Raw genomic sequence first — 13351 nt, forward strand, 5'->3', positions numbered from 1 at the left:
CATCCCCGCGCCGTCCGTCGAGTACGGCCTGTTGTCGCCGATGCTGATCATCTTCGGCATCGCACTGGCTGGTGTGCTGGTGGAGGCCTTCGCGCCGCGTACCGCGCGGTACCGCGCCCAGGTCGTGCTGAGCATCGGCGGCCAGGCGGTGGCACTCGTCGCCGTGGTTTGCCAGGCACTGCACCTGAATTCACCGATCGGCCGGTCCGCGGTGCTCGGGGCCATCGCCATCGACCGTCCGGCGCTGTTCCTGCAGGGCACCTTGCTCGGGGTCAGCCTGCTGGCGACCCTGCTGATGGCGCAACGCGTTTCGGATGGCAGCGGGTTGGCCGCGTTCACGCCACAGGCCGCGACGGTGCCCGACAGCACCGCCGAGCAGGTGGCAGTCAAAGCGGGCGTGACCCAAACCGAGGTGTTCCCGCTCGCCATGTTCGCGCTCGGCGGCATGATGCTGTTCGGCGCGTCCGACGACCTGCTGACCATGTTCGTCGCGCTCGAGGTGCTGTCCCTGCCCCTGTACCTGATGTGCGGCCTGGCCCGGCGAAATCGGTTGCTGTCGCAGGAAGCGTCGCTGAAGTACTTCCTGCTGGGGGCTTTCTCGTCGGCATTCTTCCTCTTCGGTGTCGCGATGCTCTACGGCTATTCGGGCAGCCTGAGCCTGTCGGGGGTCGCGGCCGGCCGCGGACCGGCATCCCTCGGGCTCATCGGCATCGCACTCCTGTGCGTGGGCCTGTTGTTCAAAGTCGGCGCGGTGCCGTTCCATTCATGGGTGCCGGACGTGTACCAAGGGGCACCCACGCCGGTGACGGCGTTCATGGCGTCGGCCACCAAGATCGCCGCGTTCGGCGCGCTGCTGCGGGTCTGCTACGTCGCGCTGCCGACCCTCGCCGACGACTGGCGACCGGTGCTGTCGATCATCGCCGTGCTGTCCATGGCAGTGGGTACGGTGATCGCCATCGCGCAGAACGACGTGAAGCGCATGTTGGCGTATTCCTCGGTGGCACATACCGGTTTCATCCTCACCGGTGTGATCGCGCTCAACACCAGCGGACTCTCGGCGTCGTTGTTCTACCTCTTCGCCTACGGGTTCAGCACGCTCGGCGCGTTCGCGGTGGTGAGCGTGGTCCGCCGCGCCGACGGCGACGAAGAAGGTGACCTGCGCCGGTGGGCCGGCCTGGGCCGGCGGCATCCATTCTTCGGTGTCGTGTTCGCGCTGTTCCTGCTTGCCTTCGCCGGCATTCCACTGACCAGCGGGTTCGTCAGCAAGTTCGCGGTCTTCAAGGCCGCGGCCGAAGGTGGCGCCGCATCCCTGGTGGTCATCGGTGTGATCGTCAGCGCCATCGCCGCGTACTTCTACGTCCGGGTGATCGTCCTGATGTTCTTCACCGATCCGGTCGAGGACGGCCCGGTGGTGCAGTCGGGCACGCTCAGCACCGCAATGATCGGGCTGACGGCCTTCGTGACCCTCGCGCTGGGTGCCGTCCCCCAGCCCGTGCTGGACTTGGCCAACCACGCCGGACAATTCTTGCGCTGAGCGACTGACTGACCGCCGGCCGACGCACGCGTTCCACTTGACCGACGCAGTGGTGGGGCGCCACTATTGAGTTATCAAGGTGCGCAATAGGTTCCAGGCCTCGTTACGCAGCTGCGTGGTCCAGTCGCATGGTGCGTCTGTTGTAGGCGGGAATGGCTCGCCGGCGCCGGTCGACTGCGGCGGGTGGGATGAGCCACGGATGTTTGTCCATGCCCATGACGACGTCCCAGCCGTCGTGGTGGATGTTGGCGTGGCACGCCGGGCACAGCAGGCACCCGTTGCTCAGGCTGGTTTCGCCGTGGTGGCTCCAGTGCACGATGTGATGAGCATGGGTCCGTCCCGGCGGTGCACCGCATTTGATGCAGCACTGATCACGCAGATACAGGGCCTTGCGTAGATGCGCGGGGAACAGCCGCTTCTCCCGCCCCATATCGAGGGGCACCTGCTCGCCGTCCACCAGCACCGTCGTGACCGCGCTGTCACACGTCAGCCGATCCAGGGTCCCGGCACTGATCGGCCCCATGAACTCCAACTCCGCCACGTCCGGGGTATCCGCAGGCACCGTCAGCAACAACTGCGTACGCGGCGCGCTGGCCATGTCCCCGCCGCGGGCCGCGATATCAAGCACCGCCTCCAACGCATCAGCACGCCGCCGCCCCGCCGACCGCACATCCGGGCTGCCGTCGGGTTCGGGCCGCGGCGCCGACAACTCCTCCATCGCCGCGACGTACTTGGCACCGACCTCGGCATCCAGATCCGCGCGGATCTGTAGCCGTCCGTCACTGGTCACCCGATGGTCCACGGTGTTGATCGAGCGGTCCTCGGCCGCGGGCAAGCCACCCTCGGCGGCGGCCACCCGATTCCCCAGCCGGCGGGCCCGGTCACCGATCGCCGCCGGGGTGGCCCCCGAGAAGAACTGCCCCAACAAATCGGTCACCTGCGCGAAGCGACTGGCCTCGTCCACCGGACCTGGCGACCGTGCCCGAATGTGATTGATGCCCTTGACGATCGCATCGACATGCTCACCAGAAATCGCCCCATCAGCAGCATGCGCCACCAAGGTCGGCAGCGACGGCAACGCACCACCAACACGCACCAGCCGCTCCGCCACGCCCGGCGCACAACCAAGACCGATCAAAAGCTCACGCGGCGTCCGGCCCTGCGACGACGCCACACCAAGCCGCCCCAAGGTAGCGGCGACCATCGCCGCCAGATGCTCAACGACGTTTCGCAGCACCACCAGCGCCCGCATCACATCAAGAGCGTCGTCGCCATTGACGTCGTCAGGGATACGCAAAGCGCAGACACCAGCGACGATGGTGTCGAGTTCCGTCGAGGTACTCATGATTCGATTTTATCGAACATATGTTCGATCTGCAAGGGACTGACTCAAACTTCTTGGTGTGATGTATCAGGACATCGGTGACAGTTCTGCATCAAGACATCGGTGACAGTTGATGTATCAGGACTTCGGTGACGGTTCCTCGGTCTTGGGTCTAGTTCCGGGGGGTCGGCCGTTGCCGACGTATCAGATTCCGGGTGCGGGTCGGGTGTGCTCGGCGAGGACTTCGCCTTCCAGGTCGGTGATGATGACCGGGTCGCCGGTGTTGGTGCCAGTGGCGATTACGAGGACCTGCGCGAATGCGAGGTTCACGTCGACCTTGTAGTGGACGTAGTCCAGGCTGATGGTGCCCGATGTGTTCACCGTTCTGACTCGTGTGCCGGTGGGCAGATCAGCGGGCAGCTGTGCTCGAGGGCGTCGGTAGCGGCTTGGGGCGGGTGCCTCGAAGATGGGTCGGTCCGGTTTGGGCCGGGGTGCATCGGCCTTGGCGATTGCTTCCCAGGCGGCCTGGGGTGTGACGCGCTTGGGGAGTCCTTGGTGGGGTCGTTGCGTGTTGTAGATGTGGTCGAATTCGTCGACCTGGGCTTGCAGTTCGGCCAGTGTCTCGGCGAGGGGCTGTTTGTCGAGGTAGCGGAACAGGGTTTGGTGGAAGCGTTCGTTCTTGCCCTGGGTGGTGGGTTTGTAGGGCTTGCCGGTGATGGCCTGCACGCCGAGGCGCTCAACGTGGGCGACGAGTTGGCCGACGATTCCGCGCCGCGAGGGGTTGAGTGCAATGCCGTTGTCCGACAGTAGTTTTTGGGGCACTCCGTGGGCGGCGACGGCTTTGTCGAACACGGCGATCGCGGCCTCGGCGGTCTCGCCGGCGGCGACGTGGGAGCCGACCGCATAGCGGGAGTGGTCGTCGATGAGTTGGAAGATCACACACGTGCGTCCACCGGTCAGTACGTATCCGGTGGCGTCGAGTTGCCAGCATGCGTTCGGGGCCGGGTAGACGAACCGACGCCATGCCGAACGGGGTTTCTTCTTCGGCTCCAGACGGGCCACACCAGCGTCACGGAAGATCCGTGCCAGTGACGCTGTGGACGGGACCCGTTCTAGGCCCATCGCCCGCATCTACTCGTACACACTGATCGGCCCGTGGTCCAAGCCGGAGTCCTCCAGCGCCTTGCGCACGGCCACCGCCTGATCCTTGACCTCCTCGGTCAGCGTCGACGGGCTCGATGCCGGCCGCCGGGTTCGAGGTTCAAGCACTGCGGCCGGCCCGTCGGTCCTAGCGCGGTTCCGCAACGCGTAGAACGACTTACGGGAAATACCGTGTTCGGCACAGAACGTCGAAACGGCCCCGCGGGGCGCGTCATCGGGCCACTGCGCGACAGCGAGGCGGACACGAGGATCGATGGGTTCATTAACGGCCACCGCCAGAGCCTGGGACCAGAAGTGTCACCACCAAGACCATCGGCACTGTCACCGATGTCCTGATGCAGAACTGTCACCGATGTCCTGAGACATAACACTCAAACTTCTTGGCAGGGTCGCAAGTTGTGGAGAGCCACAACCACGACTGGAAGGGCCTGGAATTGGCTCGACCGCACCTGCGCACCGCACGATGAGTGACGCTTGCCGCCGTCTCATCGACCCAGCGCCCGCGGACCCAGCGCCCGCGGACCCAGCGCTCGCTGAGCGCTCCATCGGAATACAGCATCAGCCGAGTGGTACCCGGTTCCGCCATCGGACTGGCCCCTGACAAGCGACCAATGAGTACCTAGTCTCGAAGTGTGGCGACAACGACGGCAGTTGGATATGCGCGCCAGGTGAACCTGGACCGCGACTCCTTGCCGGGGCAAGTCAAGCGTGCCGACTACCTCGACGCCTTCGAAGTCACCGTCGCCGAATCCGACACCCGTACGCCCGAGGTGCTGGCACGTGAAGCGCTCGAGCGGTCCGGGACTCTCCTTCGCGAGGGAATTCGATTCGCGCACAAGGAGTTCTTACGGTTCCAGCTCGGACCAGCGGACTCACCGGACCATATCCTCGGCGGGCGCATCGTAGATTCGACACCTGATGCGGTCCACCTGCAGGCCGACTCATCACTGATGAGCGGGACCCTGATTCTTCGACGAACGGATGCCTCGACGGGCCAGCTCATCACCGCGCTCCAGTACAAGCGCCGCCGGGCGGCCGCCGCGGTCTGGCGAACCATCGGCCCCATCCACCGCACGGCCGCGCCCTACCTGATGAACAAGGTGACGACCCGATGATCGGTGACCGGTGGGGCGTCACCGACGCCGAGACCCGGGCGACCTACGGCTGTGACAGCTATGTCACCAGCCCATCGCTCGAGGCATGGCGCGGAGTGACGGTGAACACGACACCAGATCAATTGTGGCCGTGGCTTGTTCAGGTTCGCCTGGCACCGTACTCGTACGACTGGATCGACAACCTGGGCCGGAAATCACCACGCGAGTTGCGCAACCTGCCCGATCCCTCGCCCGGCGATCCGTTCACCGCCACCGCGGGACGGCCCCTGGGCAGGGTGCTCGCGGTGGAGCACCAGGTGCAGTTGACTGCGCAGATCATGGGCACGCACATGTCGTATCAGCTCACCCCGATCGATGACCGCCGAACTCGACTGGTGTTGAAAGTCGCGGCGCCGCAATCAATGCGGCTCGCCGCTCCGTTGCTCAGTGTCGGCGATCTCGTGATGGCGCGGCGGCAGCTGCTGAACTTCAAGCATCACGCTGAAAACTCAGCGAACATCCGTCGCTGAAATTCCGGAGGCAATCGCGCCACTACGCCACATCGGTTGTGGAAGAGGATTTTTCAGCAGATGATGCTGACGTGACCGAGTGTGAGAATGCCGCGGCAAATGGAGTCCACCCGCTATTGGCGGAGCGGTTCAGTCCAGTGTCGTTCGATCGAGATGCGGCGTTGAGTAACGCCCAGGTCGACGTGCTGCTCGACGCTGCCCGGATGACGCCTTCAGCGGGGAACTCGCAGCCGTGGATGTTCATCGTGGGTCGGCGTGACGATCCGATCCACGCGCGGATCGCGAGTCACCTGGCACCCAGTTCAGCTCGCTGGGCTCTGGATGCCTCGCTGCTGGTGGTGAATCTGGCTCACATCCTCGTTGAAGACACGGACTGGGAGTTCTCGGAATTCGCGCGATACGACCTCGGACAGGCGGTCGCCCACATGACGATTCAGGGGCTGGTCATGGGACTCGGCGCACATCAGTTCCGTGCATTCGATCGTGAAGGTGTCGCCCGCGAGTTCGATGTCCCAGCCGAGTGGGAGGTGACGTCGATGACGGCCTTGGGTGTGGCCAGCCCTGCGTCGGACGGAAAGGCGGAACCGGCCCCACACCGCGCTCGGCTGTCACGACGCGAAATCACCTGGGCCAGCATGTAATCATCCCCGTTGGTCGGCTCCATGCATCAGGCAACGGAATCATTTGCGCCGCTTCGGTTTCCCAACTCGGGGATGAGACAGACCGTGCCGCCGGCCGTGTCCATCGGCCTGATACCGAGGCCCTGGTTGAGCCTTCCACGCTGGTTCTCCCAGGCGATTTCGGCCGCGATCTCCATCAGCTGACCCTTGGTCAGATGCGTAAGCAGTTCCTCACGGAGTCCGTCCGAGATGATCGCCGGTGTGCGGGACATCTCTTCGGCGAACTGAATGCACAACTTCTCCAGGTGCGTGAACTCGTCGCTGTCGCGATAGTTCACCAAGGCGATCAACTTCTCTTCCGAGAACCCCTCATGGCGGCCGAGGGTGTCGGAGATGTCGATGCAGAACTCGCAGTGAGTCAGCATCGCCGCTTTCGTGCCCGCGAGCACCTTGAGCGCAGTGGGCGCCCTGCCACTGAACAGCAGCGCCATCTCGAACAGCCCGTTCGCCGCCGCGATGAGCGGGCGCCGGATCAGCCAACCCGGTAGGTCCCAACGATTTTCGCGAGACTTGGACAAGACGACCAGGTGAACCCAGATGCGCTTCAGGATCCTCACGATGCGTTCTCCTCGATTCCCTTACCAGCGGGCCGGCGGCTGCGGTATAGCTTCATGTTAGGTCCGCACTGGTCGCAGGTTAGGAACCAATATTTCGAGTGAATCGGGTACCACTTCAGGTCCAGAGCTTCTCATCGAACTGGACCGGACCAGTGGCGCCGCCGCGCTGCATCGTCAGCTGGCCGACGGCCTGCGTGACGCGATCCGGACCGGCCGGCTCGCGCCGCAAACCCGATTGCCGTCCAGCCGTGTGCTCGCCGCGGACCTCCAGGTGTCGCGCCGGCTCGTGGTCGACGCGTACAGCCAACTCGTCGCCGAGGGCTTCTTGCAAAGCCAACAAGGTTCTGGCACAACGGTTGCCGCCGTCGACACGACCACCGGGCGGTCTCAGCCATCCCACCCGGACCGTCGGACATTCGACATCGATTTCGCACCGGGCGTGCCCGATCTTGCGAGTTTTCCACGGCACAGTTGGCTGCGCGCACTGCGTCAGGGGCTGTCCTCCATCGAGTCCGAGTCGTTCGGATACGTCTCCCCCAAGGGTCTGCCGGAAGCCCGCGCGGCGGTATCGGAGTACCTGCGGCGCACGCGGGGTGTGCTGGCCGATCCAGAGCGCGTCGTCTTGTGTTCCGGCGCGACGCAGGCCATCGCATTGCTCGCCCACGTGCTCCGGCACCGCGTCATCGCGATGGAAGATCCGGGGTTCTGGTTGCACCGCATGGTTTTTCGCCACCACGGCATCGAGCCGACCCCTGTCCCGGTTGACGACGACGGGCTCGACGTGGAGGCACTCGCCGGCACCGCGGCATCCACTGTGCTCGCCACCCCCGCGCACCAATCTCCGACCGGGGTCGTCCTGTCACCCGCCCGCCGCACCGCGCTGCTCGAATGGGCGCGTGCAGGCAACCTCGTCATCGAAGACGACTACGACGCCGAGTATCGCTATGACCGCGCACCCGTCGGCGCACTGCACGCCCTGGCCCCCGACCGCGTCATCTACCTCGGCTCGGTCAGCAAGACGTTGGCGCCGGGGCTGCGGCTCGGCTGGATGGTGCTGCCCGCGGACCTCGTCGGTCCCGTGGTGTCGGCGAAAGGCCTCGCCGACACCGGTAGCTCGGTCATGGATCAGCTGGCCTTCGCCACCTTGCTGCGGTCCGGCGACTACGACCGGCATCTGCGGCTCATGCGCCGCAGGTACCTGGCCCGGCGCAACTCCATGCTGCGGGCACTCGGCCGGCACCTCCCCGAAGCCACGGTGCTCGGCGCCGCCGCCGGCGTTCACCTCACTGTGAGTCTGCCCGCCGACTGCGAGATCGACGACGTCGTGCGGCGAGCGGCGAGCCGGCGCGTGCGCATCGATCCACTGTCGTGGTGCTACACCGAACCCGGCGCTGCCCCGCCGGGCTTGATCCTCGGCTATGCCAACCTCACGGAATCGCAAATCGACACCGGCGTCCGAGCGATCGCCGCTGCCGTCCGCCGCCAGTCGTAAGTGGTACCCGATTCCGCCGAAGAAGTGGCGCCTGACCCTGGGCCATTGTGTGGCTACCCTCGGAGAATGACGACGCAAACACCGTTGCGGATCGTGTTGGTCACCTGCGCGGCCCTTGGCCTGATAACGCTGGTCCTGGGCATCTGGGCGTTCGTTGCGCCGATGTCATTCTTCGAGGTGCTCGCACCGTTCGAGCCCTACAACCGCCACTTCCTCCATGACGCCGGCGTCCTGCAGATCGGTGTCGGAGTGTCGATGTTGCTGGCAGCCGCCCGTCGATCGCCGGTGGAGGTGGCATTGGGCGGCTTCGTGACGTTCGAGGCGCTCCACGTCGTGTCGCACGTGATCGACCGGGATCTCGGCGGCAGGCCGGCCTTCGACATCACGGCCCTCACGGTGCTGACACTTGCCGGCGTGGCCGCGCTGATAGCGGGTCGACGGCAGCGCAGTGACAAGGCTGGGCCCACGCCGCCCACCCCGGCCGGCTACGTAGGCGTCAAGGTGAACGGCAGCCAGTAGGTACCGGCACCGTCACCAGGGCATCCTGGTGCCGCCACGGTGAACGTCCGCTCGCCGGCGAAACTGCCATCGCCGCTGGGCTTGAGGAAGTCCGACCGGAATGCCGTCACCGCAGCGCCATTCGGGCCGCAATGGAACGGATAGTCCCCCGAGGACTCCCAGCGATCCCCCGTCCACCGGTAGTCGAAGAGCGCCGGCGCGTTGGGATTCTCTTTCAGCTCAGTCACTCTCAGCCAGTGCACGACACAGCCACCGGCATCGCACACCGTCCGGAACACGGCGGCCTGGGTCGATGGATCCGACGTGTCCGGACGGTCGTTGAACGTCTGGCGCGAATGATCGAGAAAGGTGTCATAGCTCCCGTAGAGCGGAACCGGTTCGGCGCGATCGGCGTGCGCCTGCGGGACGGCTACCAACAACGCCAGGGCCGGGGCGAGACAAATTTTCGGCAGCATGACTCTGAATAGCACACTGCACGAAGCCCAGGGGGTGGATCAGACTCAGACCATCGTTACCGCGAGAGTCGTCCCCACCGAGCGACTGTGTTACGCAGCGTGTAGGTGTGCCAGGCATCTCCGCGAAGCAGCAGTGTCATTTCGCTGGGACCTGAGGTCGGGTAGGTGACGCCAGGGTCGTCGAAACAGATGGCGTCGACGTCGTTGCCCACGAACACACTGACGCCAACCACACCCGTTGGGCCAACCAGCAATTGACGGTCGGGGTTGCGGCGATCGCCGATGGCTAATAGTCCGCTGGCGATGTTCAGTTGGCCATCAAACGCTCGGACACCGAGTCCGCCGGTGTCCGAACCGGAGAGCACGCGAACCCGAATCCCCCGGCCCACGACGTCGCACTCATGGGCACTCATGGTCTGCACCCACAGTGCGCGCTGCACCGTCGCGGTCTCGCAGTCGATTTCGGTGGTTACGAAGGCACGGGCACCCGAAATCTCCTTCGCCCCAGCATCTTCAATGATGATGAAGCCGCCGTCGGGTGCGATCGTGGTGTCGCACAGCAGCTTGTTCGTTGCTGTTCGCACAGCCAAGTCTCCTCTTTCCGTAGCCAACATATGGCAGTTGCATTCCCGGGCGGACTCGATCCGCAGTGGGGTTCGACCACGAGCGCGCCCCCAAAGCCCGGCGACAGTTGATGCCGGTCAGTCCACCCACGGGTCGTCGGCGAAGTACAGTCCGGGATCCTGCGAAATTCTCCGGTCAGCTGCCGTTTCTCCCGGTTTGCGAGTGGCAGTCGTGATCGTCGTCCAGAACAGCATTGGTATTGATGCGAGGCAACGCAGGACCCGCTGCATGTCACGAAACATATTGCGCCTTGGGGTCGGTCATCGCGGCTGCGGTCCCTTTCCTGTCTGAAGGCCAGTCACACACTGGCCGAAATCGATAGCGCGGCCGCAAATTCGAGAAGTCGTTCCATCTCGGCCTGACCGTCGTCTGAGTTCTTGTCGAAGAGGTAGCACTCGACGTAGTGCTGACTGTCCTCGGGAGTGGTTCGGGTGGTGCTGCTGACGATCGACGTGTACAGCCGCAGGCGCACCGAAACCAGCTGGCGAGAACCGTCGTCCAGCACGTCGTAGTCGGTGTGCAACGCCTGATCACTGAACCGTGAGAGCAGAACGGTTCGTACCGAGGACTGGAACATTGGGTGCGGCAATCGATTATCGTGGCCAGCGCATTCAGTGTCAGAGCCGTGCCACAAGATCAAACGCTGTCCGTCGGTGACCGCAACTTCTTGCCACGCCGGACGTTGCGTAAGTACGAACGAGTAGACAGTGTCGAAGTTGACGAAAGCGCGCAAATTGTTCAGCGCCACTTCGGGATTGCGGATGCCGAGCATTACCGCCTGCTGAAGATGCCTGTGCGATGTCCAATCAGTCATGTGCGGCCAGCGCCCTTCCGAATTGAATCAGCCGTTCCATCTGCGCTCGTCCGCCGTCGGTGACAGACTTCGTGAACAGCAGTTCCTCGCTGAACGCCTCGGTTCTCGACGGGGTCTTGGCGAGGGTGTAGTCGGCCGTCGTGGTCACCAACCGCAGTTCAACACTGTGCAATGACCGTCCTCCGCTGCCGTCGACGCGATATGCAACCTTGAGACTGCGGTCGGTCAACGCGGACAATGGAATCGAGCGCAGGGTGGATGTCAGCAATGGTGCGCCAGGCTCAGGATCATCGTCGTCGGTGAGTTCATCGTCACCCATCCACAGCAGCAATGTCCGGCCATCGGTCACAGCGACCTCCTGGTACAACGACTCGCGCGAATCCTTCTCTTCGAGAGTGCGTTCCATGACGAACGCCTTGATCGCCATCGGATCCATCACGCGGCACAACGCCTCCAACGCGATCGCCGAATCACGCAGGTACGCCTGCGCCGCTTGTGCCAAGTCGGAGTAGGGCGCCCAATCCTGGTGATCGGCCGGCCCGGCGGAGCGGTCGCGCGATATTTCGGTCATCGACACCCGCTCCTGGATGGTCCCAACGCCCGCGGCGCAGGCGTCACCTGCGCCGACGAGAAATCACCCATGCCCACATCCCCTTTTCCAACAAACCGACGCCGTGCACCCGGCAACGACGACGAGCTTGTCCAAGGTGTAGTCGGGAACCAGCCGCAAAACCGAACGGTGATCTAGCCCACAACTCGATGCAGTTCTGACTGCCCGTACGCGAGGCATCGGCAGAGTGCACTCATCAGTGGGATTCGCCGTCCCCGCCGGCAGGAGTCGATGACGAGTCACGGCCAGCACGTCTGCGCGAGCGGCTTTTCCTCATTGGCAACCGCATCGAGAGTCTGAGCATAATCAGTTTGGTTGTTCCGCAGTGCATCCCTGCTGGCGTCGTCGGTTTGTTGCCGGGCCGTGGCGACGATGGTGGCGGCCCGGTCGGCAAGTTCGGCAATGCGGCGTGCGTGGGGGGCGATGTCGGGGAATCCCTCTGCGGCGGTGGCATTATCGCGCAACTGTTGGGCTAGGTGTTGATAGTCGTCCAGTGGTCGCCCGGTCGGGCCGATGTTGGTGGTCCAAAACCACTCGCGGTTGGCGTATATGTCATGCACGACTGACCGTGCAACTCGGCAGCCCCGCTCTTTCGGGGAGAAGTAGGTGGCGGTACCCAACAGGCCGCCGTACGCCAGTGCAACGATCACGGCGAATGCGACCGTCCACCAGCGCCAGTTGGGTCGCGGCATCGGGGTGACGGGATCGGCGATCGCCGCGGATACCTGCGGGTCGTGATCGGCTGCTGCGCGTAGTTGCATCAGCCTGGGTCGTCGCAGCTTTTCACGAATCTCGGACCAAAACACGGCGAGCAGGCACTGATCCACCCGACTGCCAGGCTGACGGCGGCACCAACGAACGCACACACGAGCCACCACAGCCAATCGTGGATGCCGTACCCGTACCGGGTCAGCGTCCACGCCGAGATGCCGAAGGTCCAGGCAAACATCAGGCCCGATCCGATCAGCCACCGTGTTCGCTCTGTCATGTGCGTTGTTCGCATCCACATCGGTTGTCGGCCTTTCGGTCCTGTGAGGGTTGTCAGCTTCCATGTATGGGGCGCGGTGCCAACGCCTGGCTCCATACCTGGCGGATTGCGATGCCGATGAGCACCAACGCGAACACGGCGACCAGGCTCAGCTGTACGCCACCGGTGAAGGAACCGGTGCGCTCGTAGAGTGCGGTGAGAACGACTGTCGCTCCGATGATCGGGGCTACGATGGTGGCGGCGCCAGCGGGCCAGCGGCCGACCGCACCGGCTTCGACGACCGCGGCGATCACCACCAGCACTAGAGCGCCAATCACCCACGCCGACATGATGTCTGCGCTGAGGAAGCGGTCACTGAGTCCCGGCGCTGGGTGGTCCGTCAGCGGCGCGTAGGAGGTCCGGCCTGCGTCGACATGCCCCAGGCCGATTCCGAACACCGCCGGTGGCTCGTAGTCTGCGTAGCGACGTGGGAGGCCGGATGTGTTCATCTCCGCCATCAGTCGAGCGACCACGAACACCCACCAGGCGACGTCCCCGGTGACGTGGGCGACACGTGCAATGTGCCAGCGCTTGCGGGTTGGCTCGGGACTCATTGCCCCTCAGCGATATTGGAGGTGCGGTGTTTGTCGCCAGGTTTCACCGCGGCGACGACGCTACTACCCGTCCGCCCATGGCTCGTCAGCGAGGTAACCCTCACGGGGCTGAGTTCACCGGCCAGCAACGACCACGTCTGACGTTCTGAAGGTAGCCATAATCGTCGCCCCGAACAGCGCCGGCACTGATGCGAGAGACCGCACTACGCGCAGCATACCACGAAACACTGCTTCCCCCTTGCAAAAGCCTGACCAAAGCCCCCCGGCCCGATTGGCTCTCCAACTGATATTCAGGAGAATTCCACGAACCAACCGACTCGTCAACTCATATCGATGATTAGCTGTCAACACCTTGGATCGGTTTTGAGCTAACGTG

The 13351-nt window shown here is 64.3% G+C and carries 14 protein-coding genes and 1 pseudogene; 6 read left to right on the forward strand and 9 right to left on the reverse strand.

Features of this window, described 5'->3' with window-relative positions:
• The first annotated feature begins 1 nt into the window (after position 1).
• Positions 2-1534, forward strand: coding sequence for an NADH-quinone oxidoreductase subunit NuoN (gene nuoN / locus AC1U2B_RS09205; protein WP_480216615.1), 1533 nt, complete (start codon positions 2-4; stop codon positions 1532-1534).
• Between the two features lie 103 nt (positions 1535-1637).
• Here nuoN and AC1U2B_RS09210 read toward each other — a convergent pair whose 3' ends face one another.
• Together AC1U2B_RS09210 and AC1U2B_RS09215 are read right to left on the reverse strand one after the other, a co-directional pair.
• Positions 1638-2879, reverse strand: coding sequence for an HNH endonuclease (locus AC1U2B_RS09210; RefSeq protein ID WP_480216542.1), 1242 nt, complete (start codon positions 2877-2879; stop codon positions 1638-1640).
• A gap of 117 nt (positions 2880-2996) precedes the next feature.
• A pseudogene (locus AC1U2B_RS09215) lies at positions 2997-4292 on the reverse strand (integrase core domain-containing protein).
• A gap of 395 nt (positions 4293-4687) precedes the next feature.
• On the opposite strand from AC1U2B_RS09215, the gene AC1U2B_RS09220 reads away from it, so the two are divergent.
• The 3 genes from AC1U2B_RS09220 (at position 4688) to AC1U2B_RS09230 (ending at position 6284) form a co-directional block, all read left to right on the forward strand.
• Complete coding sequence (locus tag AC1U2B_RS09220; protein ID WP_480216543.1) at positions 4688-5134, forward strand: hypothetical protein; 447 nt, start codon at positions 4688-4690, stop codon at positions 5132-5134.
• Positions 5131-5643: a polyketide cyclase gene (locus AC1U2B_RS09225; protein ID WP_480216544.1), complete on the forward strand. Its 513-nt coding sequence runs from the start codon at positions 5131-5133 to the stop codon at positions 5641-5643. The genes AC1U2B_RS09220 and AC1U2B_RS09225 overlap by 4 nt, the downstream gene beginning before the upstream one ends.
• Positions 5644-5714: 71 nt before the next feature.
• Positions 5715-6284, forward strand: coding sequence for a nitroreductase family protein (locus tag AC1U2B_RS09230; protein WP_071286819.1), 570 nt, complete (start codon positions 5715-5717; stop codon positions 6282-6284).
• 26 nt (positions 6285-6310) lie between these two features.
• On the opposite strand, the gene AC1U2B_RS09235 is transcribed toward AC1U2B_RS09230, so the two are convergent.
• On the reverse strand, positions 6311-6880 hold the full coding sequence (locus AC1U2B_RS09235; RefSeq protein ID WP_480216545.1) for a carboxymuconolactone decarboxylase family protein: 570 nt from the start codon (positions 6878-6880) through the stop codon (positions 6311-6313).
• 202 nt (positions 6881-7082) lie between these two features.
• Between AC1U2B_RS09235 and pdxR the strand changes: the two genes are divergently transcribed.
• The gene (gene pdxR, locus AC1U2B_RS09240; RefSeq protein ID WP_480216616.1) at positions 7083-8372 is read left to right on the forward strand and encodes a MocR-like pyridoxine biosynthesis transcription factor PdxR; all 1290 of its coding nucleotides are present in this window, start codon (positions 7083-7085) and stop codon (positions 8370-8372) included.
• 66 nt (positions 8373-8438) lie between these two features.
• Positions 8439-8891 carry a hypothetical protein gene (locus AC1U2B_RS09245; RefSeq protein WP_418005524.1) on the forward strand — a complete coding sequence of 151 codons (453 nt, stop codon included), beginning with the start codon at positions 8439-8441 and terminating at the stop codon, positions 8889-8891.
• Here AC1U2B_RS09245 and AC1U2B_RS09250 read toward each other — a convergent pair.
• The 6 genes from AC1U2B_RS09250 to AC1U2B_RS09275 all read right to left on the reverse strand — a co-directional run bounded on the left by AC1U2B_RS09250 (position 8858) and on the right by AC1U2B_RS09275 (position 12975).
• Entirely contained in the window at positions 8858-9346 is a 489-nt protein-coding gene (locus AC1U2B_RS09250; protein WP_480216546.1) for an MBOE_33420 family protein, read from the reverse strand. The two genes, AC1U2B_RS09245 and AC1U2B_RS09250, sit on opposite strands and share 34 nt — an antisense overlap.
• 56 nt (positions 9347-9402) lie before the next feature.
• Complete coding sequence (locus AC1U2B_RS09255; RefSeq protein WP_480216547.1) at positions 9403-9930, reverse strand: hypothetical protein; 528 nt, start codon at positions 9928-9930, stop codon at positions 9403-9405.
• Between the two features lie 338 nt (positions 9931-10268).
• The gene (locus tag AC1U2B_RS09260) at positions 10269-10784 is read right to left on the reverse strand and encodes a hypothetical protein (protein ID WP_480216548.1); all 516 of its coding nucleotides are present in this window, start codon (positions 10782-10784) and stop codon (positions 10269-10271) included.
• Positions 10777-11355, reverse strand: coding sequence for a hypothetical protein (locus AC1U2B_RS09265; protein WP_480216549.1), 579 nt, complete (start codon positions 11353-11355; stop codon positions 10777-10779). The genes AC1U2B_RS09260 and AC1U2B_RS09265 overlap by 8 nt, the downstream gene beginning before the upstream one ends.
• A 278-nt stretch (positions 11356-11633) precedes the next feature.
• Positions 11634-12221, reverse strand: coding sequence for a hypothetical protein (locus AC1U2B_RS09270; protein WP_480216550.1), 588 nt, complete (start codon positions 12219-12221; stop codon positions 11634-11636).
• A 214-nt stretch (positions 12222-12435) separates the two neighbouring features.
• The gene (locus AC1U2B_RS09275; protein WP_480216551.1) at positions 12436-12975 is read right to left on the reverse strand and encodes a hypothetical protein; all 540 of its coding nucleotides are present in this window, start codon (positions 12973-12975) and stop codon (positions 12436-12438) included.
• Positions 12976-13351: the final 376 nt, after the last annotated feature.

The organism is Mycolicibacterium sp. P4_G11 (assembly GCF_056555145.1).